The sequence below is a fragment of the Alteromonas sp. ISO5 genome, from assembly GCF_058105165.1.
The window spans coordinates 1,703,601-1,725,558 of record NZ_CM176572.1; the positions used below are offsets into that span (position 1 = coordinate 1,703,601).

The following is a 21,958-nucleotide window of genomic DNA, read 5'->3' on the forward strand; positions in this document are numbered from 1 at the left end:
AAGCTCGGATTAAAGCTCAAACTGGGTATAGCCATTGGCATCCGGGCGACCAAAAAATAGTGCTGCCTCGTGCACTTCCTGCGGCAGTGATGGGTCGGGTCTGAACTGCCCTTTTACGGATAAACCAGAAAAATCCTGACGGGCTGAGGCTCGCATGCTCAATCCGAAGGCGTTAGGCTCTTCAACATTAATCACAATTTGCTCGTCCTGACAACGGATTTGCGCCGAAAAGGTGCCCAGCTCGATGGGCCCCTGCGTACCGGCAACGCGAGCGTTTAACCAGTCGCCATAGGCCATCATCTGGTCGCAACCCTGAGCGGAATATGCCAGATCTTCGATATTAACCCGAAACCGACCGCCGGCATTTACCGGCAGCGGTAATTGCACTTCAGACAGCACCCGATCAACCGGTAAGTACAGTAAAAAGTCCTCGGCTGACACCGCCTGAAAATCAAACAGGCTCACGCTAACCGGTCCGTTGAAAGCAATCGACGCTGGGTCTCGCATGTTACCCGCATCGAGTTCCACTGCCAGCTGGCCGGTGAACAATGCCCAGGGCGATATATCCCAGCTTAACTGATTAACCGGAATATTATTGACGACAAGCCGATCGACCTCGCCCTGCCACAGGGTACCCTGCACGTTGCCAACCTTAACGTTGGCTGGCAGGTTGATTCGGCTAACCACCTGTGACGCTGGCAGGTAAGCAATCAGTAAACACAAGTAAAAAAAGAGGCCGGCTAACAGCCAGCGCCAGTTAATTGCCATCATTTTGTAAGTACCAACCGTCTGACTTTTATCATTCCCGGCGCATTGGCTTCAGCCACATCAAGCTGCTCAATCACAATGCCTCGTGTTTCTAATTCATTGAGCCAGCCAAGCAGGCTGTTGAAGGGCGCTTCGTCTATCCATACCTGAATTTCATCACCTTGTGGTTGCATGCGGGATATAGACAGTGAGTGGTTACCACTGGTGCTGGTGACCAGTTGTGGTAGTGAACCCGAAACACGTTTTGGGGTTGATTGGGTACGACGAAGCTGAGCCGCTTTCTGACTTTGTTCTTCTACCCAGGTAATTAGCTTTTTATTACTTTCCAGTAACTGGTTCTGCTGACTGATACTCTGATTAAGTGGAGACCACAGCCCCCAGTAAAAAATACCCAGTAAAATGACCAGCCCTGATAGCACCACCAGGCGCTGTTCCCGTTCTGTGAGAGCGGTAAACTTTTGTTTTAAAGCGTTCATGAGGCTCCCCGGATATTCATTGTGCCAATCACGGCATCGTCGCGATTGTTAATGGCGCCTTGCTCCACCACAAAACCGGCTGCTTCGGCACTCCGCTTAAACGTATCCAGTGCGTTAAAATCCTTGCCCTGCGCCTGCATGCGAATTTCGGTGCGGTTGGCATCAAAACGCAATGTTTGCGGCGTGATACTCGACGTGGCGAAAGCCGTATTTAATTGCGAGAGCATAACCAGCAGCGAACTGCCGTCACCGGATTGTTCCAGGCGTTGCATCTCCTGTTGCACTTTCAGGCGTACGTTGCGGTAGGTACCGATGTCCGGAAAACCTTGCTTAACCAGTCTGTCGATTTGGGCAGTCAGCTCCGCATTTTGCTGTTGCAGTTGATTAAGCCTGAGAGTTTTATCGCCGATGGTTAAAACAACCACCAGAGCGAGTAAAACGAGTGGTACGCGCCAGACCTGCCAAACCTGATTATGTTGTTTTTTCGGCTTGTATTGCCCTTGTAGTAAATTGAAGGATGCTTTCCCAACGTGCTTTGCCAGCACGCCAATGGCAGGCACGTCGTCGTTATGTACTTGCTGATGAATATTCGGTAGCGTGTGAAGATCGATGTCGGTGAGAGCGTTCAGGCTAACCGGCTCGGGTTGGGTTTTAGCCTGTAAGGCAAGGACCCCGGTAAGAAACGCCTGATCTCCCTGCATACCTTGCCATGGCCCCTGGCGAACAATTAATTGTTCGCCGAGTGTCAGCGCTACCCATTGGTCATCGTCCTGCAGGGGAAGCGCCAGTATATCGGGCAGTATCGCATCAGCGGTAAATCCGGCATCTTCCAGCCAGCCCTGCCATTTTACCATTTGGCGGTGACTGACGATGGCCACGGATTGTTCGGTACCACGGGACGGGCCCATGGCAAAAAACAGTTCGCCGATATCTTCAGCCAACTCGTCTTCCAGCATAAACGGAATCGCGTTTTGTAATTTACGGTTGACCTTGCCAGGCAGGGTAACGTTGCACAGTCGCACATCCGCGCCAGGGACCAGCACGATTGCTCTGCGCAAACTGGTGCGCTCGCCAAGGCTTATCAGTGCATCGGCACCGGCTAATTCGCCGCTGGCAATCACATCCTGGCTTGGGGCAGACCAGACTACCCAATGCACGGGGTCGTGCAGGTTAGTACCCAGCCTAACAACTAACTGTTCCATTACTTTATGACTCCAAATTCGCGGCGCAATACCGCTATTTTGCCTGATAAAGCGGCGTTTAACACGGTTGTCATGGCAAACGTTGCTTCATTGTAACGGCTCTTGGTATGTAAAATAAAATACTCTGTGGTCACACTAAACCATTGAGTTTGTTCCGGCTGCAAATTCAACGCTGCAATATCCGGTTCGGCTAAAAAGGTGCTAACATCATCCCAGCCGTCCAGCGGGCGGGCGGCGATTATCGAGGAGGCTTGCGACAGACTCAGTCCGGTTAAAGCGGCCAGTACCGGCGCGCGTTCCTCACTCAGGGTGTTTACATTAATCACTAACTGATCATTACCGGGAATAACACAAACCTGTGGCAGCAGATCGTCCAGCCACTCGGCTTCCACACCGTTAATCAGGCGTAATTCCGACTGACTGCTCATCTGCCCGTTAGCGGCCAGGTAGGGGAAAGCGCGGGAGGCGTATTCACTGTCTTCGGCGCCATAAATGCGCATGCGATCGTCACTATCGAGCCAGTCTGCCAGAGAATCCCGCACCGTATCTATCGTAAAGCTGGGTATTTCTTCATTGACAAGCTGCAACAAGCGGGCAAACGCATTCATGGCCTCGGTAGGCTGCTGACCGTTTACATTGGTCTGGTTGGCGTTAGGCAATGCGTTGAGATTAAAACAACTTTGCATATCTTCCAGAGTAACGCTGATACCACCTTCTTCCATGGGGTATTCGAACTCCTGGGCCCAGGGCTGATTCAGGGTGATTTTATCGCCGGTTTCTTCCATCAGCGTTACCAGTGACAGGCGCGCATACTCTTCAGCGCTTTGGGCATACCAGTAGGCCTGGTTGCTGCTTTTGATATTACTGGCACGTTGTACCTGAAGCTGCAGTCTGGCACCCATTTCTGAAGCAAGGATAGCCACCAGGGCTACTACCATCAGCACAATCAACAGCGCTGCACCGCGTTGTCTGCTTAGTCTCATAACGGTTGCTCCGTCAGCGCAAAGACGCGCTGGATTTCGCCCATATCGGCCAGGGTAATGGTAATACGAATTCCCCTTGGCAGTGTTTCGCCAATGTAACTGTCATGCCAGGCCGTTTCGCCTGACTCACTGCCGCCGGTATTAAACTCAACGGTAAAGTTTGTCACGTTGTCGAGGAGCTCCCTGATTTTTGGTTCGGTGCCAAGCACACTGTCTACATACACGGTATTGAGACGTTCGAGTTTGTTTTCCCGCAGGCGATATGCAACGCCTTGTAATGTGCTGCGCGGCAGAGCGAGTTTGGGGTTGTGCCAGCCGCCACGCACAAAAGCCAGCCCGCCCGCGTCACTATCGTCGGTTTCTTCGCCGCCGCGCATTACTATGCTGTTGTTCTGCCCCTCCATACGCACAGCCCGTGGCACCGCCTGTTGCACATCCCGTTCGAGGATCAGCATAAAGCGTTGCAACTGTTGTAATCTGGCAAACTTTTCACTGGAAATTTCGTCGCTGTCGATAACCGTAGAAAGCAGCGCCGTTGAAGCCAGCCCCAACATGGCGAAAATCGCCATGGCGATTAAAATTTCGATCAGGGTAAAACCGCGGGTGCGCATTAGCTGTTCTCCGCGGGTTTGGCAAAGTAAGTGATCACCGTGGTGATTGTGTCGTTGAAATCTGCGTCAAGGCTGACACTGACTTCTACCGCTTTAAAGTCGCTATCACCGGTATCCTTGACGACCTGTTTCCAGTACCAGGTGCGTTCGGCCATTTCGGCCTCACCTTTGAGGTTGTTTTTGAGTGGCCAGGGTCGTTCTAACTGAATGTCATTCAGGTGATTGTTGGCCACCCAGGTGGCAATGGTGATTTCTTCAATCTGGCCAACACCGCTAAGGTGTTCTGAAGCGGCTTTCATAATGGCGCCGCCGGTCATCGCAAAGATAAACAGTGCGACCATTACTTCCAGTAATGTCATGCCCCGTTGCTTGTAAATCAATCCCATTCTGGTCGCTCCAATGGGCCGAGTAATTCCAGCGGTGGCATGTCCTGGCAGTTCAAAACGTAATAAGCTGGCAGGTCGTTGGTAAACTCTGGCTCATAATGAAATACCAGACTGAAAGGGGTGATCTCACCGCTCGACATGATAAGAATTTGTGGTGGGGGCGGCGGTGCTTCTTCCTCGCCAATTTCAATATCCTGTTCATTAACACTCAGTGAGCTGTCGAACATTTCACGGTCGAACAGCCGGTCTTCGGTTTGCCAGGGCAAATCATCCAGATTGAGGGTAAAAAAGAATGGCTCACTGAGCGTTACCGGCTCATACAGGGTATTGCCTTCTATAAATTGCCACTCGTCTTCTTCGTTGAGTTGCATGAAACTATAGGTACGGTTTTCCTGATCAATAAAAATACCCAGTTGTTGCTGATTGAGCACCGCGTAATCGCTGGCCATGTCGATAACCACCTGTAGTCGCCGCGCTTCGCGTTCCAGTTGTTCTGTCGGGTCGGTGGAGAAAGCATTAAAAATGACATAACCGGCAGCCAGACCCATTAGCAGTAACACCAGCATCACTTCGAGCAGCGTAAAGCCGCGCTGGCGGCTGGCCGCCAACGATGCTAAAGCGAAGCTGAACCGGCGACGGCCTGGAGCACGCATAAACAGCGTAGTTCCTTAGTTCAGGTAATCGTTGATGTTCCAGTTACCAATATCATCATCGGTGCCGGGCTCACCATCAGGGCCATTGGAAAAGATATCAATAGTGCCCATTTCACCGGGGCTGATCAGCACATAGGGGTTACCCCATGGATCATCCGGTAAACGTTTGATATAGCCATCTGCCGGGTAGTTACGCGGAATAGGGTCCAGTGTGGGGGCGGTTATCAGTGCATCAAGGCCTTGCTCTGTGGTGGGGAAGCGGTTGCTCTTGAGCTTGTACATTTCCAGTGCACTTTCCAACTGCTGAATATCCACGGCGGCTTTTTTAAGCTGCGCTTCTTCCTGATTGCCGAGGATTTGTGGTGCCACCATGGAAGCAAGGATACCAATGATTAACAGCACCACCATAATTTCGATTAAGCTGAATCCCGACTGTCTTTTAAGCATTTTCATTACACATTCACCATATTATTTAATGCCAGAATTGGTTGGATAATGGCCATGACGATAAATAACACCACGCCTGCCATTGTTACAATGAGCAAAGGTTCGAACACCTTTAGTGAGACACTAATAAGTGACTCAAATTCCCTGTCCTGATTATCGGCAGCCCTGCCAAGCATCTGTTGTAGCTCACCCGAGCGCTCACCCGAGGCAATCATATGCATCATCATCGGTGGAAATATCCGGGTATTATCCAGTGCAGCTCGCAGGCTGGATCCTTCTTTTACATGCACTGCCGCTTCGGCAATACGTTCTTTTATATACAGGTTTTGCAGCACATCCGTAGAGATCCGCATGGACTCAAGCAGCGGCACCGCACTGGCTGTCAGAATACTCAGAGTTCTCGCAAAGCGCGCGGTATTGAGCCCTCTTGAAACCTTACCAATCATGGGGACCTTAAGCAGAGCCCGATGATAGCGCAGGCGAACTACCGGCTTCTGAATCAGGCGCTGGAACACTACGATAAGCAACATAATGGCTATCAGCAAATAAAGCCCGTAGTTTTGCATCCACTCACTAATGGCTATAAGTACGGTGGTAATGGTGGGCAGGTCCTGACCCATATGGTCAAACTGGCCAACAATTTTAGGTACCACTACGGTAAGCAATACCACCACAATCATCATGGCGAAAAACATCATGATAGCAGGATAAATCAAGGCCTGAATAACCTGGCTGCGGGTTTGCTGACGACGTTCGGTATAGTCGGCCAGGCGATTTAATACGGTATCCAGGTGTCCTGATTTTTCGCCGGCCGCTACCATCGCGCGGTATAAGTCGTCGAACACGCTGGGGAATTCGCTGAGCGCGTCGGCCAGGGTGTAGCCTTCTACCACGCGGCTGCGTACTGCCATCATCATGTTTTTATGGCGTGGCTTTTCACTTTGCTCGGCAACGGCCAGTAGCGCTTCCTCAATGGGCAACGCCGATTCAACCAGGGTAGCAAGCTGGCGTGTGAGTAGTGATAAGTCACTGGCGGATATACGCGGGCGAAACAGCTGAAATCCTGAGGAAGACTGTTTGGCGCTTTTTTCGGCGACCTGCTCTACTTCCAGTGGCACCATGCCTTTTTCGCGTAGTTGCTGGCGGATTTGCCGGGCGTTATCGCCTTCCAGAACACCACTTTTATTGCGCCCGTTGGCGGCAATGGCTTTGAATGCAAAAGCGGCCATTAATCCTCCCGGGTAACCCGCAGCACTTCTTCCAGCGACGTTTGTCCGCTGAGTACTTTATGGCAACCGTCTTCACGAATGCTTGGGGTGGTCTGGCGAATATATTTCTCAATAGCCTGCTCACCCTTGCCTTCATGCATCATGGTGCGTACGGCTTCATCCACAATAAGCAGTTCATGAATACCGGTACGGCCGCGATATCCGGTTTGATTACAGGCTGCGCACCCTTTGGGTGAATAGATCACCACTCCGGCGGGGTCATTTACGCCAAGGATTTGCGCTTCCTGTTCGCCGGGCGCGTGAGGCGTTTTACACTCCGGGCATAATGTCCGCACCAGACGCTGTGACAACACCGCCAGCAAACTCGACGATAGCAGAAATGGTTCGATCCCCATATCTTCGAGACGGGTAATGGCGCCCGCTGCGGTATTGGTGTGCAGAGTCGATAATACCAGGTGGCCGGTTAAACTGGCCTGCACGGCAATCTGGCCGGTTTCGATGTCGCGGATTTCCCCCACCATGACCACATCCGGATCCTGACGAAGAATGGCTCGAAGACCACGGGCAAAGGTCATTTCTACCCTTGGGTTAACCTGGGTCTGACCTATACCCTGCAAATCAAATTCGATGGGATCTTCCACCGTCATGATATTGCGGTCTTTAGAATTAATTTCGGTCAGGCCAGCATACAGCGTGGTACTTTTACCGGAACCGGTTGGCCCGGTGACCAGAATAATACCGTGTGGTTTACGAATTAAGGTAGAGAAGTGGTCGCGGTTCGCCTGGGTCATGCCCAGATCCGCTAAGTTCAGTCGCGCATTATTTTTGTCGAGTAAACGCAGTACTACCCGCTCACCATGGCTGGAAGGTAAGGTAGATACCCGTACGTCAACGGCACGGCCGGCAATACGCAGCGTAATACGACCATCCTGGGGCACGCGTTTTTCGGCGATATCCAGTTTTGCCATTACCTTAATTCGGGAGACCAGCATGGAAGACAGTTTACGGTTTGGCCGCAGAATTTCGCGCAGTACGCCGTCCACCCGAAAGCGCACCACCAGTTGGCTTTCAAAGGTTTCGATATGAATATCCGAGGCGCCCTCTTTAATCGCTTCACCCAACATGGCGTTGATGAGTTTGATAATGGGGGCATCGTCTTCGCTGTCGAGCAGGTCTTCAGTGTCGGGCAGTTCTTCGGCCAATGAAAATAAATCGCTCTCGTTGCCGAGATCTTCCATTAATTGTTTGGCTGCCGATGAATCCCGTTGATAAGCCTGGGTTAACAACGGCTCAAACTGGTCTTGCGGCAGCTCTTTTAAGAGCAAGGCTCCGGCATGATAACGACGGACTTCGCTGAAGATATCCAGTGGCGTGTCGCTGGTGTGATAGAGCAACGCCGGCTCCTGATTCAGCTCCAGCAATACTTTGTGCCGCTTGGCAAAACCAAAGGGTAACTGTTGATCGTCTACCGCTTCTTCCGGTAACAACTCTTCTGCCGATTCAGCAGCCACGCTGGCTACTGAATCGGTGAGTTCGGACTGTTTAGCTTCGGCGCTCATTCGTTGCCTTCCTGGGCTTGTTTAGCTTTTTGCTGGGCCTCTTCCTCTTCGCGACGCTTGAGATAATCTTCATAGGTCGGTGGCAGCGCCAGGCTTTCATTCCAGTCAGGTAAAACCGGGGTTTCGGTGCGCGGCATTAACGAGACGCCACGTGACTGACGTTCAAGCTGTTCAGCACGAATATAATTGTATTTGCGCTTGCTGATTTCATTCATGGTGACACCGTCACGAATGATTTTAGGGCGCAGAAAAACCATCAGGTTGGTTTTGCGTTTACTACTGCTGGTGGACTTGAACAAGTGGCCAAGAATCGGGATATCGCCAAGCAGCGGTACTTTTGATTCACTTTCCTGAATGTCTTCATCAATCAGGCCGCCCAGCACAATGGTGCCGCCATCATCCACAATCACCGTGGTTTTGATTTGGCGTTTGTTGATGGAGATGTCTACAGCGGTAGCACCGGAAACGCTGGACACTTCCTGCTCTATGGTCAGCTGAATGGCGTTACCTTCGTTAATTTGCGGGGTGACCTGCAGCTTGATACCCACTTCCTGGCGATCGACGGTCTGGAAAGGATTCGAGTTATTGGCGCCGGTGGTCTGGCCGGTAATAATGGGCACTTCCTGACCCACAATAAAGAAGGCCTCTTCGTTGTCCATGGTGGTTAAGTGCGGGGTGGCCAGTACATTGGAATTGGTGTCGTTGCTAACAGCCTGAATAACTGCTCCCCAGCCATTTTCCACAATGCCGGCAATCAAACCATTGGCGCTGCCAAGCAGGCTGGCCAAGGGCGTAAGGTTACCTTCGATGGTTTCCTTCGTTTCTACCGGCACACCGTTCGCGGAGGTGGTAGAGCGGGTGACAGTTCGATCTTCGGCCTGACGCAAGGCTACGCCCAGCGCGCCGACCGGTACCACACCATTATTAAACTGCGTACCGCCACCGGCTTCTGAGACAAATTGCATACCCAGTGATGTTCCGTCGCCCTCGTACATTTCTACAATGATCGCTTCTACCTGGACCTGCGCACGGCGAATATCGAGCTGTCGGATCACTTCTTCCAGCGAACGCATCATGTCTGGCTCTGCGGTGATCACCAGTGCGTTGGAGTCTTCATGAGAATCGATACTGACATTACGGTTAGACGAAGTACGTCTGGCGTTGCCTGCACCGGCGGTTTCTTCGGCCTGAATACTGTCGCTCACGCCCTGCAGGACTTTTACCAGATCTTCGGCTTTGGCATAGTTGAGGAAGATAACCCGGGTATTACCGTTGGTTTCGAGCTCCTGGTCCATACGTTGTACCAGGTTAATCAGACGTTTGCGGGCTTTGGAATCGCCGCTTACAATGATGCTGTTGGTGCGGTCATCGGCCACCACGCGGGGTTCACTTTTACCGCCTGCAGCCTGTTTGCCCTGAGATTTATTGATGCTCTCAATGATGCGCACCATTTCAGAAGCTGAAGCGTATTGCAACTTTACAATGTCGACTTCTTCGTCACCGGCGCGGTCTACCCGCTCAATAATTTCTACTAAACGGTTTACTACGGCGGCACGGCCAGTGAGCATCATCACATTCGACGGGTCGTGGCTAACTACGTTACCACCACCGGCCTGATCGTTGAGCTGACGTAAGATGGGGGCCAGTTCACGTACCGGTACGTTGTACACCGGGATAACCCGGGTGATCATTTCATCTCCGTCGAGATTGGCGTTTTCAACCACCGGAATGTTGGAGGTTTTGGCGTCTTTAGAGCGGACTACCTTTAAAATGCCGTTGGGCATTTCAACCACCGCAAAATCGTACACCTGCAATACATTTAAGAAGAACTGATAATATTGTTCTTCATTAAGCATGTCGTAGCTGATAACACTGATTTTACCTCGCACGTTGGGGTCAACAATGATGGTTTTTTGCAGGTTCTGACCAACAATCGTAATAAATTCGTTGATATCCGTATCCTGAAATTTGGGCATACGATCGATTGCCGCTGCCTGCACACACAACAGTGTGGTGCAGATTGCTACGCTCATTCGGGTCAACCAGGTTCGACCAACTCGCCTCATGTTTTATTCCTGTTTAGTGTTTTACTTGCTTAAATTATTGCTCTGGCATGTCCAGATACAGTGTAATGTACTCACCTTCGCGGGTCACCGTTAGCTCGATGGACTGCGCTGTTCTTAATTCACCCATGGCTTCTCTGGCCTGAGCGGGATCGGTTAAGTCCAAGCCGTTTATCTGAATCACAATGTCACCGTTTTGTAATCCCACCGACTCGAATAAGCTGGGGTTCTTACCCGGCTTCACTTTGTAGCCGGCCATCTGGCCGCCTTCGAGTGCTGGGGTAACGGTAATAAAATCAATAAAGCTGGATGGGCTTTCACGCAGCGCCTCGGTAGCAGCAACGGCTTCGTCACTTAACTCGCGAGCCGGCTGCGGGCTGTTATCAATTCTACCCATGGTTGCACTGTTCTGATTACTACCCCGGGTAATCCTGCCGGTAGCCGGTGATTGTTGTGCAGCGTGGCGCTTGGTAAAATCCAGGCCATCGAGCATCAGGGTTTCATGGCGACCACCATTTTTAATAATGACGCGGTCAGTATGCACCTGAGAAAGCGTGGCATTCGTACCGTCAATTTTTTCGCCAATGGCGTAGGTTGCCTGTTTGCCGCGGTTTTCAATGATGGCGGTACCCTGATCTTCAGCACTGGTCGATACCACACCGGACAGTACCAGATTAAGCTGAGTTTCCGGTGCGTCGGTTATAGTTTCCTGGACTGGCGGTGGTGGAGCTTTATTTACCTCGCCAAATAAGTTCAGGCGTTGTATTTGATTAATGTCGACCCCACTTTGGGAGTTTGACAACGAACCAGCAGGGCGGGTACTTGCGGTGTTAAGCCCGGCAAGGCTGGCATTGCTATCTGGCTCGGGGATTAGTTTCCAGGTGATTTCAGCAGCGAAAGCGATGAGATACAGGCACAATAACACCACCACCGCGAGTCGAATGCGCGATTGGTGGGTGTTAAATAAGGCCGGTAAACTTTGTAATCTGGCTTGATTTAATATCATCTGAAAACAACTAATTGGTGAACAAATAACCGCGAAAAAACGCTCCCATCATAGCTTAGTCTGCGCGGGGGCAACAACATTAATCCGCTCAGGTTAAAATTATATTACAGTTTAGTAATTACACGCATGAGATGAACCGATGGCTAATGATGTAACCAATGAACTAAAGGTCCGGCTAGACAAATGGCTCTGGGCAGCGAGGTTAACCAAAACCCGTGCACTGGCAAGAGACCTGATTCAGGCCGGAAAAGTTCACTACAACGGGCAAAAAAGCAAGCCTGGTAAAATTGTTGAGCCCGGCGCAGTTATTCGGATACCCGCTGGCTGGGACGTGAAAGAACTGGTAGTACAGGGCGTTGCTGAAAAACGTCTGCCAGCCAAAGACGCTCAGCTATTATATGTAGAGACGCCGGAAAGTGTGGCCAAACGCGAAGAAAATCAGCAAGCACGCAAAATGCAGAGCTTCCACAATCCACGACCAGAGAGTCGGCCGGATAAAAAGCAGCGGCGCGAACTTATTAAATTTAAACATCAGTGATAGCGCTGATGAGAAGACAGGAAATGCCATGAATCAGTTTGATCAGTTACATCGTTATTTATTCACTGATGCCAGCGTGCGCGGTGAATTGGTAAGATTACAGGACACCTTAAAGCCAATCGTGCATAGTACCGATTACCCGCTGGCCATTCAGCAACTACTGGCGGAAATGGCCGCTGCCACCAGTTTGTTAACCGCCACACTCAAATTTGAGGGTGAAGTGGGGCTACAAATTCAAAGTCAGGGTAAGGTACGTTACGCCGTGGTCAATGCAACCCATGAACAAACTTTACGTGGCGTGGCCCGCTGGGATGAGGAAGCTGATTTATCGGCGGCCAGTTTTGCCGATCTGGTGGCCAATGCAGTACTGGTGATCACTATTACGCCTACCGAAGGGGAACGTTATCAGGGGGTTGTTGCGCTGGATAAAGGCTCGCTGGCGGGCTGTATTGAAGACTATTTTGAACGCTCAGAGCAATTAGCAACCCGCGTATTTATCCACACTGATTTAGCTGACAAAGACGCGCCTAAGGTAGCCGGGATGTTTTTACAAGTGGTGCCAACCAGTAGCGAAGCGACCAATGTCACTGCCGACAGTGAGTTTGAGCACCTGTGCACCTTAACCGAAACCATGACCGCAGAAGAGCTGTTTGCGTTACCTGCTCAGGATGTATTGTACCGCCTGTATCATGAGCAAACCGTGGAAGTGTATGCACCGGAAACGGTGACCTTTGCCTGCACCTGTTCACGGGAGCGCAGCGCCGAAGCATTACGTAACATCGACAAAACGGAACTGCTGGCCATCATTAAAGAAGAAGGCTCAATCAATATGAACTGTCAGTACTGCCACACAGAGTATCGCTTTGACGAAATTGATGTGGAAGCGTTGAAGAGCGGCTATAACAGCGCACCTGAAGCCTCGCAATAAACCGTTTATTGATGGCTGACTTTCATATTAAAGCGCTTGAACTGGCCAGAGCCGGTGACTGGGATGGCTCTCACGAACTGGTTCAGGATTACAGCGATGAAGTTTCCTGTCTGATCCATGGCTATTTACACCGGGTTGAAGGCGATGAGTTTAATGCCCGTTACTGGTATACCCGGGCGGGTACTGCTATGCCAGCGAACTCACTGGAACAAGAGCTGGCACGCCTCGAAAGTCTGGTACGCGGGCACCGTTAGCCGGGTGCAGTGACTCTTTTTTCAGTCTTTCATCAGAATGCAGCGGTGATTACCAGATTTGTTAAGTCTATTAACGAAATCACGCGCTGCATACGAATTCTTATTGCTGCGCCGACAGATTCGATGCTATTGCTAACGTAGCCGGCTTTTATCTGGATGCCGGATCGACACGTCTGACGGAGAACTAATGAATCGAACCCTGGCCACCACCGTTATTTTCAGCGGCTTTTTTCTGCTTGGTATCTTGTTGCTAATGTGGGGGATCCTGTTACCGCGCATGGCCGCAGAGCTGACCATGAGCAGCTTTGTGAGTGGCGCGTTGTTTACGCTGTTTTCACTGGGCATGATGATGGGCGCGATTATTGGTGGCAAGTATGCGTCGCGATTTGAGTTCTTGCCGCTGTTTGCCAGTTTGTCGCTGGTCAATGCCCTGTTCATCGTTATAGCCGCCTTAATGCCAAACTGGCCGGGATTGCTGGTTATTGTGTTCATTGTTGGTGTGCTGAGCTCCTGTAAAATTACCATTGGCCATACGGTTATCGCCCAACTCTATGTGGAAAAGCGGTTTGCCATGATGGGCGTTATGGATTTTATGTTTAGCCTGGGTACCCTGGTAGCGTCATTCTATGTGTCGCTTATCTTTTTGTGGCAGGCTAACTGGCGCTTACCGCTGCATTTTCTGGCTGGCTTGTGGGTTATTCTGGCGCTGTTTACCTTCCTCAGTGTACGCAATGCCAATGCAAAATTGCCGGTAGAGAAGCAGCAGGCGTCGGCGCCTAAACAAACTTTGGCGTTTGCCACCATCGTGCGTCAGCCGGTGTTTTTATTGCTGGCGGCAGCCAGCTTTGGTTATGGTGCGGTGGAATTTGGTACGGTTAACTGGTTTGTCAGTTATGCGCAGCAGGGCTTGGGTTTCGACGGGGATGCCGCGCGCCTGCTATTAGCCGGCTTTACCGGCGGGATGGCGCTGAGTCGGTTAACCTTCGCCTGGTTTTTACGCTGGTTTAGCGTGCATCGGTTGATGGTGGTGCTGGTCACTATGCTGCTGGCTGGTGCCATTATTGCCAAGCTGGGCGATACCTTTACGCTGATCATGCTGGGTAACTTCTTGTTAGGTCTGGGACTTGGCGGGCTCTTTCCGCTGATCCTCTCCGCCGCCATGAATATCGACAGCGAAAAAGGTCCGTTATTATCAGGAATAACCATTCTTGGTAATGCTATGGGCGTCCAACTGGTGTCGCTTGGCACCGGCGCCTGGGCCGGGGTGGCTTCTATTGAAGTGGCTTACTGGTCTGTGCCCATGTCGGCGGTGCTATTATGGAGTGCTACCTGGTTTTACAGCCGCATTATTAAACAAGGTTAAAGTCCCTCACTGGGCAGCCAGAACTCGGCAACCAGGCCTTCCTGTGGATGATTCCGCAGATTAATCTGCCCGCCATGCATTTCAATAATGCGTTTGGTAATGGCCAGTCCCAGGCCTGAGCCACCGGAATTACGGGCTGAGTCGCCCTGAGAGAAAGGTCGGAAAACATTTTCCAGACTATCCTCCGGAATACCCTGGCCAAAATCACGTACCTTACACACCACACGGTTTTGCTTTTTGTCGAAGAAAGTGGTGATTTCGATATGATTACTACCATAGCGGAAAGCGTTTTCTATCAGATTATCCAGTACCCGCTTTAAGGCCACTTTCCGCAACGGAATATTGGGTAGAGGGTTAAGTTCCAGATGAATGGACTGACGGTCTTCCTGGGATGGATTAAACTGCTGATTGGTATTGCGGGCGTCCGATAATTCAGTAATTAACGGATTCAGGTTGGCAATAGTCTGACGTTCCTGCTGTTCCTGCCGGGCATACTCTATGAACTGATCAATAATCGCATTCATATCCTCAATATCGCTGACAATGCCTTCTTTAACCCAGTCCTGATCTTCCGGTAACATTTCGGTGGCCAGGCGGATGCGGGTGAGTGGTGTCCGCAGGTCGTGAGAAATCCCCGCCGTCATTACCATGCGGTCATGTTCTAACTGCTTGATCCCCTGGTTCATGCGGTTAAACGCTTTGGTTACCTCAATCATTTCGCTGGTGCCATCTTCTTTCAGCGGTGGTGGGAACTGACCTCTGCCCACTTTAATAGCTGCACGCTGTAGTGCGCTCAATGGCCGGTTAAGGCGGAATACAAACAGCCAGCCGCCACCCACACTTAAAATACCAATCAGCAGCAGATACAGGGTTAGCGGGAAGATATTGGCTTCACTTAACCCGAATACCGGTACCCGGATCCATTTGTCTGGCAGGCTGGCGACTTTTATCCAGACATAGTAGGGCGTGGACTGCTGATCAAACTGGGGCGCACCAATACGCACTTCGGCTTTTTCCTCAAGCTGCTCAGTGACCTGCGCAGACATAAACTGATAAAAGGTCGCCTGACCCAGCCTGGCAGCCTTTGCTTCGGTATCGGTAAAGATGCGAATGCCGGTTTGTGCTTTTAAAGTACGCAGGTACTCAGGGTTGTCCAGTTCATCCACGTGGGTTTTAAGTGTGGCGGCCTGGGTGGCAATCAGACTGTTAATTTGCTCGTAACTGGGCCGAATAAAATACATGGTGACCGACAGGTAAGAGACTACCTGGTTGATCAATAATAAAACGCCAATCAGCAGTACGGTTTGGCCAAAGGCGCTTTTAGGAAGTAATCGCACTAGTTAAGTTACTGGGCAACCGCGCCATCCGGCACGAACACATAGCCTAATCCCCAAACCGTCTGGATGTAACGTGGATTGGCCGGATCGTCCTCCAGCATGCGGCGCAAGCGTGATACCTGCACGTCGATACTGCGTTCCAGGGCGCTATAGTCACGGCCTCTGGCCAGATTCATTAATTTGTCGCGGGACAACGGTTCACGGGGGTGTGTAACCAATGATTTCAAAACCGCAAATTCGCCGCTGGTGAGCGACAGGGATTTGCCGTTGTCGGTCATTTCACGGGTTGCCAGGTTTAGCCGGTAACTGCCGAACTCGACAATTTGTTCTTCCATGGAAGGCGCGCCGGGGGCCTCGTGCGTCTGACGACGCAGAACGGCTTTAGCCCGGGCAAGCAGTTCACGCGGATTAAATGGCTTTGGCAGGTAGTCGTCAGCACCCATTTCAAGCCCAATAATGCGGTCTACTTCGTCTCCTTTGGCGGTTAACATAATGATTGGCATTTTGCTTTCTGCCTGACGCATACGGCGGCAGATAGACAGGCCATCCTCACCGGGCAGCATCAGATCAAGCACCATCAAATGAAAGTTTTCACGTTCTAGCAGGCGGTCCATTTGCTCGGCATTTGCCGCACTCCTTACCTGAAAACCCTGTTCAACCAGGTAGCGCTCAAGCAAGCTACGTAACCGCATATCGTCATCGACGACTAATATTTTTGATGTTTCCTGACCCATTTCTGCCTCACTGACAACCGCGTTCCGGTATCACTATAACCCTAAGTGATACCGGACAAAAGTGCTCAAATGTTTCGAACTTACGCGGATTGTTACAAAGCGTGTCAGGCGCCTGATTCAGACAACGCCGGGCATCACATAAGTGGCCACGCCATAAACCAGTGCGTAGCCAATTGAGTAGGCAATCAGCAGGAGCAGGAAGTACTTGCCGTAACGGGCGAAGCTCAGGCCTTTAACCTTACTCATCGTTACAATGCCGGCAGCAGAGCCTATTATCAGCAATGAACCGCCAACGCCCACGGCATAAGTCAGCAACATCCATTCACTCACCGACATACCTATGTTGGCTTTAAGCAGGGCGGCCGTTAGCGGTACGTTATCAATTAAGGCCGACGTTGCGCCCATTACATAATTTGCCACCAGCGGCGGGAAGACCTGATACAGGTAAAGCAGCGAGTGTAAGGCTTCGATATGCTCCAGCATGCCAACCAATAACAACACGCCCAGGAAAAACAGCAGCGTATCAAATTCGATATAGCGGATGTAATCCATAATGGGATCCTGATCGTCATCTTCGCCCAACTGGTTAGCCACCAGAAACATAATTGCCATGCCGGCCAGGAAAGTCAGCATCGGAGGAATGGCAAATAACACGTTTAAGATCAGGGTTAAGATAATGGTGCTTAAGAAGATACCGGCGATGACGTAGTCAATGGTGTTGGTGGCATAGGTGGTTCTACGAATCTTTACCTTGCCGGTCATACCAATGCTAAGTAAACCAGTCAGTACCATTACTGCCAGGAACGAAGGCACCAGCAGCCAGAACAGCTGAGTAATAGTGACTTTCTTCTGCATAAAGATCATCAGTGTTGTGACGTCACCGGTAATCAATGAAACTCCGCCGGAATTGACCGCGAATACGACCAATACCGCGAAGCGCATGGTTTGATTAAATGGCAGTCCCAGTGACAAAACCATGGCAATCGAGACCAGCGTAGCGGTAATGTTATCGGCCAGCGAAGAAAAACAAAAACTGAACAGTGCGGTTATCAACATCAGCTTTTTAAGCGAAATATTGGTTGGCATCACCAGGTTAAGCATATTCGCAATCAGGCCCTTGCGGTTGAGATAGGCCACAAAGGTCATGGCAGCCACCAGAAATAACCAGAGGATGGAGATTTCTGTAATGTTATGTAACAAGCCTTCGTTTACGGCATCGGTAGAAGCCTGACTGTCGGCAGAGATAAACAAGATCATCCAAGCCAGCGTGCCGAAAAATAGGGTGATTTTGGCTTTGTTCACGTGCAAGACTTCTTCGAACATCACACCAAGCAGGGCCAGGGCGGCCAGGATAATAAGAATGGTATCTATCATATGGGGGGTTCCGCAATTTCAGTGGCCGTATTTTACGCCGAAACCCTCGCCAGTAAAGGGCTAAACGGTGAATGAGCGGTGTCAGGCGTTAATTGTTAGTATTCATTTAGGTTATAAGATACTTTGGTCTTACAACTAAAGCGCTCAATGCTAACAACTGAGTTTAGTCACATCTGCACAACGACGGTTGCGTGTGGAGGTTTGTTTTTTAAAAACAGATATATACCCTAGGTTGCTAAGAGCCGATCCGCCTGTCATTATTATTTTAGCGCCATTTTCGCAAAATAAATGGGTTTGAGTTATGGATAACGGTGTTGGTAATAAGTACCTTTGGCTAATTGAGTTACTCGCTTTTTGGCAAGGGCGGGTAAATAGTCAGGACTTGTGTAATGCATATGGCATTAGTACGACTCAGGCTAAAAAGTACATTTCAGACTACAAAATTATCTACCCATCTAATATTGTCTACAATAAGAGTGCTAAAGCGCATTTTCCCAATAATGAGCTTAAATGTGAGTTAATTAGTGGTGATGTAAATGAGTATCTGGACTGGCTGAATACTCAAAATGATCACGCTGAATTGCTTCATAACAGTATTACCCATGCCGAATTGCGGTTACCACCAAGACATACCTCCCACGAAATTATGCGTGGGCTGATTACTGCAATCAGACATCAGCGCCGAGTTGATGTGGAATACCTCTCGCTAAGTAAAACAACGGCTGAAGGCAGAGTAATACAGCCTCATACTTTTGTTAAAACCGGTTTACGCTGGCATTTACGCGGTTATTGTGAGTATCGTTCCGAATACCGCGATTTTGTATTGAGTCGGTTCAGGGGAGAGCCCTTTTTATTGGACGCTGCCACTCACACCCGGGCTCAGGACCCTGGCTGGAACAAAGAGATAACACTGCGATTTCAACCCGACCCGCGTTTTACTCCTGAGCAAAAAGGCATTATTGAGAAAGATTACCAAATGCAAAAGGGTGAACTTTTAATAACAACCAAAGCCGCCTTGGCTCAGTACGTCATTCAGGGGATGCAGGTACGTACCGACTCCCTGGCAAAAACACCTCAACAGCAACAATTAGTATTGGTAAACGAAGATGACCTGAAACCCTGGTTATTTGCCAGCTAAGCCTGAAAATAATGCTAAACCGGTCAAGTCGGTTTACTGGTTTTATTTACGGGATTGTAGAAGCGATTTTAGTGTGAAAAGGTAATATCAATAAAGTCCCCCCTAGCTCATAGGACAGAATATGGAAAAGGAGTTCCCTCCCTACTTTAAATATTGGGGAAAAGCCAAAAAAGACAGTGAACAGCCGGGAGCAGATTATCACCTGTTGCCTTATCACTGTTTGGATGTGGCGGCAGTATGTTATGAGTGGTTGGACGCAGATACTAAGCTCGCTGGTGAATTAAGCGACTATTTGGCAATACCCAGAAAACAGTTTACATCGCTAATGAGCTTTTTCATGGCGATGCATGACCTGGGGAAATTTGCGTCTGCTTTTCAGTCTTTATATTCAAGCGACTCGCCAAATTTAATCAACTCAAATAGTCGAAAAAGCTACGACGGATCACATTATCGTCATGACAGGTTAGGTACCTGGTTTTGGCGAAAACTACGCAAACAAATCCGTGAGCAATGGGCAGAAAGTAATGAGTTAGATAGAAGACAGCAGCAGTATTTAGCCAAGTCCTTAAATATACTTATGGATTGCATGCTGGGGCACCATGGTGTTCCGGTAGAACTCGATGAGCCAGGAATTGAAGGATTTATTGAAAGCCAAAATCTATGCGCTTCAGAAGCATTTACTGCAGATCTTATTGCGTTGTTTCAACCGAAGTTTACTGAAGTCATGTACCAAAATGATAAGGCATGGCTGGCAAAACTAAAACAAGTCAGTTGGCACATTGCAGGTATAGCGGTACTTTGTGATTGGTTAGGATCAGATCAAGCTGACTTTCCCTATGTTTCAGACAAGATGCCGTTAGACATCTATTGGCAAACAGCCAGGATACAGGCCAAAAAAGCGCTTGAGAGTAAGCAACTCATTCGATCATTCAATGTTGCCCCGTTTTATTCAGTAAAGGATAGCTTTGGCTTTAGCCCTACACCACTACAGAGTTGGGCTGAAAAAGTAGAGATCCGCGATGTGCCTCAGTTATTCATTCTTGAAGACGTAACAGGGGCAGGTAAGACAGAAGCCGCGCTCACATTAACTCACCGGCTCATGCAAAAAGGTGTGGCGAGTGGCTTTTATTTTGGGTTGCCTACAATGGCTACGTCCAATGCTATGTATAAGCGGGTGACTGAACATTACCTGAGAATGTATGAACCCGAGGTAGAAAAACCCAGTATCGTTCTGGCGCATGGTGCCCGGGAGATGAACCCGCTTTTCCAGCAAACGGTGATCTCTTCAGGTAAAGATAACTCTGAGTACACTGGTGAAGACAAAACCGCGATCGCCGAATGTCACCGGTGGCTTGCCGACTCCCGCAAAAAAGCACTGCTTGCGCCAGTTGGCGTGGGTACCATTGATCAGGCATTACTGGCGGTATTACCAAAAAGACACCAATCCCTCAGGCTCTTGGGTCTGCACAATAAAGTGCTGATTTTTGATGAGGTTCATGCGGCAGACGAATACATGTTTGAACTGCTTGAGGGATTATTAAAACTGCATTTCCATCAGGGTGGCAGCGTTATCTTGTTAACTGCCACCTTACCCCTTAAACAGCGTAAAAAGCTGGTAGAAATATGGCAAGCGTCAGCAGGAAATGCTGTGAAACCGATTACAAGAACCGGATTGAACGATTTCCCTCTTGCGACACATGTTACACCCGAAATAGAAAATCCAGTGCGAGAAGAAGTTTTACTCAGTCGGGAAGAAGTGAGTCGAGCGGTAAAAGTGACATATCTGCATGATGAGGCGAGTTGTATTGAACGCATTATCAACGCTACAGAAAATGGAAACTGCGTAGTTTGGGTGCGCAACTCTGTTGATGACGCTCTGGCAGCATACTCAGAATTGTCTGCTCAAATGAGTAACTCCGATGACTGCATTTTATTTCACAGCAGGTTTACCTTGACTGATAGAAATTCTATTGAAGCAAAGGTATTGAATGTATTTGGTAAGCATACCGCAACAGATTCTCGAGCTGGGAAAGTCCTGATAGCGACTCAGGTTTTTCAGGAAAGCTTAGATGCAGACTGCGATCTACTGATTTCTGATATTTGCCCAATTGATGATTTGATACAGCGAGCCGGACGATTACATCGCCATTCCCGAGACAAGCAAGGTAAGTTGATTTCGGATAAACCCGATCAGCGTGGACAACCTGAACTCATCGTCCATGCGCCACATTGGCAAGATGATCCGTACGAAGACTGGGTAAGAAAAGACTTCAGAAATACGAGCTATGTGTACCCATCAGCAGGCAGATTATGGTTGGGCATGAGAGAGTTGCTGAAATTAGGCACGATGCGCATGCCTCAGGATGCCAGACAGTTAATCGAAGCGGTATATAGCGATGAAGGGCGGGAGCAAATCCCTGCCAGTTTAATTGCACAGGAACAACAAGTCCTTGGCGATGAAAGAGCAAGAGAAAATCAGGCATTTGCGCGAAAACTTAACTGGGAAACGGGATACCAAATAACGAGCCGTGGGCGCTGGGAAGAAGATGAGGTTGAGATTAATACCCGGCTAAGCGAGCGGGAAGAGGTACAGGTGGTGGTGTTGAAAGTAGATGAGCATGAACAGCTCACTTTTTGGCGTGAGCATAAACAGCATGCAATACAGCTAAGTACACTGAAACTCGCAAAAAATAAGTATGCAGACAATTTAAGCCCGGTCCCCGAAAAATATCAGGAACAACTGGATAGGTTAAATGCGAAATACCCGGTGCTTAAATTTAAACAATGCTGGATACCGGCACAGGATGAGCGGTTTGGTTATTCACCTGTATCTGGCTTTTTTAAAATCCCCGCTTAACGCGGGGAACTTAGTAACCATTAGAGCAAAATTAACTCAATTTACGGTTCAT

At 49.7% G+C, this 21,958-nt stretch carries 21 protein-coding genes; 6 read left to right on the forward strand and 15 right to left on the reverse strand.

Translation table 11 applies throughout. The annotated features are described in order from the left end of the window. Positions 1-9: 9 nt before the first annotated feature. The 12 genes from AC2T0J_RS07785 to gspC form a co-directional block, all read right to left on the reverse strand. A complete protein-coding gene (locus AC2T0J_RS07785) occupies positions 10-771 on the reverse strand; it encodes a type II secretion system protein N (RefSeq protein ID WP_489809567.1) in 762 nt (253 codons plus the stop codon). Continuing rightward, complete coding sequence (locus AC2T0J_RS07790; RefSeq protein WP_489809568.1) at positions 768-1,244, reverse strand: type II secretion system protein M; 477 nt, start codon at positions 1,242-1,244, stop codon at positions 768-770. Before AC2T0J_RS07790 ends, AC2T0J_RS07785 begins: the two co-directional genes overlap by 4 nt. Beyond that, the gene (gene gspL, locus AC2T0J_RS07795) at positions 1,241-2,446 is read right to left on the reverse strand and encodes a type II secretion system protein GspL (RefSeq protein WP_489809569.1); all 1,206 of its coding nucleotides are present in this window, start codon (positions 2,444-2,446) and stop codon (positions 1,241-1,243) included. The genes AC2T0J_RS07790 and gspL overlap by 4 nt, the downstream gene beginning before the upstream one ends. Further along, the gene (gene gspK / locus AC2T0J_RS07800) at positions 2,446-3,429 is read right to left on the reverse strand and encodes a type II secretion system minor pseudopilin GspK (protein WP_489809570.1); all 984 of its coding nucleotides are present in this window, start codon (positions 3,427-3,429) and stop codon (positions 2,446-2,448) included. Before gspK ends, gspL begins: the two co-directional genes overlap by 1 nt. After that, on the reverse strand, positions 3,426-4,040 hold the full coding sequence (gspJ, locus tag AC2T0J_RS07805) for a type II secretion system minor pseudopilin GspJ (protein ID WP_489809571.1): 615 nt from the start codon (positions 4,038-4,040) through the stop codon (positions 3,426-3,428). Before gspJ ends, gspK begins: the two co-directional genes overlap by 4 nt. Next, positions 4,040-4,426, reverse strand: a complete 387-nt coding sequence (gspI, locus tag AC2T0J_RS07810; RefSeq protein ID WP_489809572.1) for a type II secretion system minor pseudopilin GspI — start codon at positions 4,424-4,426, stop codon at positions 4,040-4,042. The genes gspJ and gspI overlap by 1 nt, the downstream gene beginning before the upstream one ends. Next, the gene (gene gspH / locus AC2T0J_RS07815; protein ID WP_489809573.1) at positions 4,417-5,079 is read right to left on the reverse strand and encodes a type II secretion system minor pseudopilin GspH; all 663 of its coding nucleotides are present in this window, start codon (positions 5,077-5,079) and stop codon (positions 4,417-4,419) included. Before gspH ends, gspI begins: the two co-directional genes overlap by 10 nt. Before the next feature lie 15 nt (positions 5,080-5,094). Continuing rightward, positions 5,095-5,532 carry a type II secretion system major pseudopilin GspG gene (gspG, locus tag AC2T0J_RS07820; RefSeq protein WP_489809574.1) on the reverse strand — a complete coding sequence of 146 codons (438 nt, stop codon included), beginning with the start codon at positions 5,530-5,532 and terminating at the stop codon, positions 5,095-5,097. Then, on the reverse strand, positions 5,532-6,755 hold the full coding sequence (gene gspF, locus AC2T0J_RS07825; protein ID WP_489809575.1) for a type II secretion system inner membrane protein GspF: 1,224 nt from the start codon (positions 6,753-6,755) through the stop codon (positions 5,532-5,534). The genes gspG and gspF overlap by 1 nt, the downstream gene beginning before the upstream one ends. After that, entirely contained in the window at positions 6,755-8,314 is a 1,560-nt protein-coding gene (gspE, locus tag AC2T0J_RS07830) for a type II secretion system ATPase GspE (RefSeq protein WP_489809576.1), read from the reverse strand. The genes gspF and gspE overlap by 1 nt, the downstream gene beginning before the upstream one ends. Next, a complete protein-coding gene (gene gspD, locus AC2T0J_RS07835) occupies positions 8,311-10,347 on the reverse strand; it encodes a type II secretion system secretin GspD (RefSeq protein WP_489809577.1) in 2,037 nt (678 codons plus the stop codon). Before gspD ends, gspE begins: the two co-directional genes overlap by 4 nt. Positions 10,348-10,414: 67 nt before the next feature. Further along, the gene (gene gspC, locus AC2T0J_RS07840; RefSeq protein WP_489809578.1) at positions 10,415-11,383 is read right to left on the reverse strand and encodes a type II secretion system protein GspC; all 969 of its coding nucleotides are present in this window, start codon (positions 11,381-11,383) and stop codon (positions 10,415-10,417) included. A 139-nt stretch (positions 11,384-11,522) separates the two neighbouring features. Here gspC and hslR point away from each other — a divergent pair, with 139 nt between their 5' ends. From hslR to AC2T0J_RS07860, 4 genes are all read left to right on the forward strand, one after another. Then, complete coding sequence (gene hslR / locus AC2T0J_RS07845) at positions 11,523-11,921, forward strand: ribosome-associated heat shock protein Hsp15 (protein ID WP_489809579.1); 399 nt, start codon at positions 11,523-11,525, stop codon at positions 11,919-11,921. Between the two features lie 28 nt (positions 11,922-11,949). Then, positions 11,950-12,849, forward strand: coding sequence for an Hsp33 family molecular chaperone HslO (gene hslO / locus AC2T0J_RS07850; protein ID WP_489809580.1), 900 nt, complete (start codon positions 11,950-11,952; stop codon positions 12,847-12,849). A gap of 11 nt (positions 12,850-12,860) precedes the next feature. Next, a complete protein-coding gene (locus tag AC2T0J_RS07855) occupies positions 12,861-13,103 on the forward strand; it encodes a hypothetical protein (protein WP_489809581.1) in 243 nt (80 codons plus the stop codon). A 187-nt stretch (positions 13,104-13,290) separates the two neighbouring features. Next, positions 13,291-14,466, forward strand: a complete 1,176-nt coding sequence (locus AC2T0J_RS07860) for an MFS transporter (protein WP_489809582.1) — start codon at positions 13,291-13,293, stop codon at positions 14,464-14,466. Here AC2T0J_RS07860 and envZ read toward each other — a convergent pair. From envZ to AC2T0J_RS07875, 3 genes are all read right to left on the reverse strand, one after another. Continuing rightward, complete coding sequence (gene envZ / locus AC2T0J_RS07865) at positions 14,463-15,803, reverse strand: two-component system sensor histidine kinase EnvZ (protein ID WP_489809583.1); 1,341 nt, start codon at positions 15,801-15,803, stop codon at positions 14,463-14,465. The two genes, AC2T0J_RS07860 and envZ, sit on opposite strands and share 4 nt — an antisense overlap. 8 nt (positions 15,804-15,811) lie before the next feature. Next, positions 15,812-16,537 (reverse strand): osmolarity response regulator transcription factor OmpR, encoded by a 726-nt coding sequence (gene ompR, locus AC2T0J_RS07870; protein ID WP_489809584.1) that lies wholly within the window; start codon positions 16,535-16,537, stop codon positions 15,812-15,814. A gap of 117 nt (positions 16,538-16,654) precedes the next feature. Beyond that, the gene (locus tag AC2T0J_RS07875) at positions 16,655-17,911 is read right to left on the reverse strand and encodes an SLC13 family permease (protein WP_489809585.1); all 1,257 of its coding nucleotides are present in this window, start codon (positions 17,909-17,911) and stop codon (positions 16,655-16,657) included. A 301-nt stretch (positions 17,912-18,212) separates the two neighbouring features. Between AC2T0J_RS07875 and AC2T0J_RS07880 the strand changes: the two genes are divergently transcribed. Both AC2T0J_RS07880 and cas3 read left to right on the forward strand, forming a co-directional pair. Beyond that, positions 18,213-19,049 (forward strand): WYL domain-containing protein, encoded by an 837-nt coding sequence (locus AC2T0J_RS07880; RefSeq protein ID WP_489809586.1) that lies wholly within the window; start codon positions 18,213-18,215, stop codon positions 19,047-19,049. Between the two features lie 121 nt (positions 19,050-19,170). After that, entirely contained in the window at positions 19,171-21,906 is a 2,736-nt protein-coding gene (cas3, locus tag AC2T0J_RS07885) for a CRISPR-associated helicase Cas3' (RefSeq protein WP_489809587.1), read from the forward strand. The last annotated feature ends 52 nt before the right edge of the window (positions 21,907-21,958 follow it).

Coding starts and splice junctions, on each gene's coding strand:
- AC2T0J_RS07785 (WP_489809567.1), bottom strand. CDS start 771: ATGATGGCAATTAACTGGCGCTGGCTGTTAGCCGGCCTCTTTTTTTAC.
- AC2T0J_RS07790 (WP_489809568.1), bottom strand. CDS start 1,244: ATGAACGCTTTAAAACAAAAGTTTACCGCTCTCACAGAACGGGAACAG.
- gspL (WP_489809569.1), bottom strand. CDS start 2,446: ATGGAACAGTTAGTTGTTAGGCTGGGTACTAACCTGCACGACCCCGTG.
- gspK (WP_489809570.1), bottom strand. CDS start 3,429: ATGAGACTAAGCAGACAACGCGGTGCAGCGCTGTTGATTGTGCTGATG.
- gspJ (WP_489809571.1), bottom strand. CDS start 4,040: ATGCGCACCCGCGGTTTTACCCTGATCGAAATTTTAATCGCCATGGCG.
- gspI (WP_489809572.1), bottom strand. CDS start 4,426: ATGGGATTGATTTACAAGCAACGGGGCATGACATTACTGGAAGTAATG.
- gspH (WP_489809573.1), bottom strand. CDS start 5,079: ATGCGTGCTCCAGGCCGTCGCCGGTTCAGCTTCGCTTTAGCATCGTTG.
- gspG (WP_489809574.1), bottom strand. CDS start 5,532: ATGAAAATGCTTAAAAGACAGTCGGGATTCAGCTTAATCGAAATTATG.
- gspF (WP_489809575.1), bottom strand. CDS start 6,755: ATGGCCGCTTTTGCATTCAAAGCCATTGCCGCCAACGGGCGCAATAAA.
- gspE (WP_489809576.1), bottom strand. CDS start 8,314: ATGAGCGCCGAAGCTAAACAGTCCGAACTCACCGATTCAGTAGCCAGC.
- gspD (WP_489809577.1), bottom strand. CDS start 10,347: ATGAGCGTAGCAATCTGCACCACACTGTTGTGTGTGCAGGCAGCGGCA.
- gspC (WP_489809578.1), bottom strand. CDS start 11,383: ATGATATTAAATCAAGCCAGATTACAAAGTTTACCGGCCTTATTTAAC.
- hslR (WP_489809579.1), top strand. CDS start 11,523: ATGGCTAATGATGTAACCAATGAACTAAAGGTCCGGCTAGACAAATGG.
- hslO (WP_489809580.1), top strand. CDS start 11,950: ATGAATCAGTTTGATCAGTTACATCGTTATTTATTCACTGATGCCAGC.
- AC2T0J_RS07855 (WP_489809581.1), top strand. CDS start 12,861: ATGGCTGACTTTCATATTAAAGCGCTTGAACTGGCCAGAGCCGGTGAC.
- AC2T0J_RS07860 (WP_489809582.1), top strand. CDS start 13,291: ATGAATCGAACCCTGGCCACCACCGTTATTTTCAGCGGCTTTTTTCTG.
- ompR (WP_489809584.1), bottom strand. CDS start 16,537: ATGGGTCAGGAAACATCAAAAATATTAGTCGTCGATGACGATATGCGG.
- AC2T0J_RS07875 (WP_489809585.1), bottom strand. CDS start 17,911: ATGATAGATACCATTCTTATTATCCTGGCCGCCCTGGCCCTGCTTGGT.
- AC2T0J_RS07880 (WP_489809586.1), top strand. CDS start 18,213: ATGGATAACGGTGTTGGTAATAAGTACCTTTGGCTAATTGAGTTACTC.
- cas3 (WP_489809587.1), top strand. CDS start 19,171: ATGGAAAAGGAGTTCCCTCCCTACTTTAAATATTGGGGAAAAGCCAAA.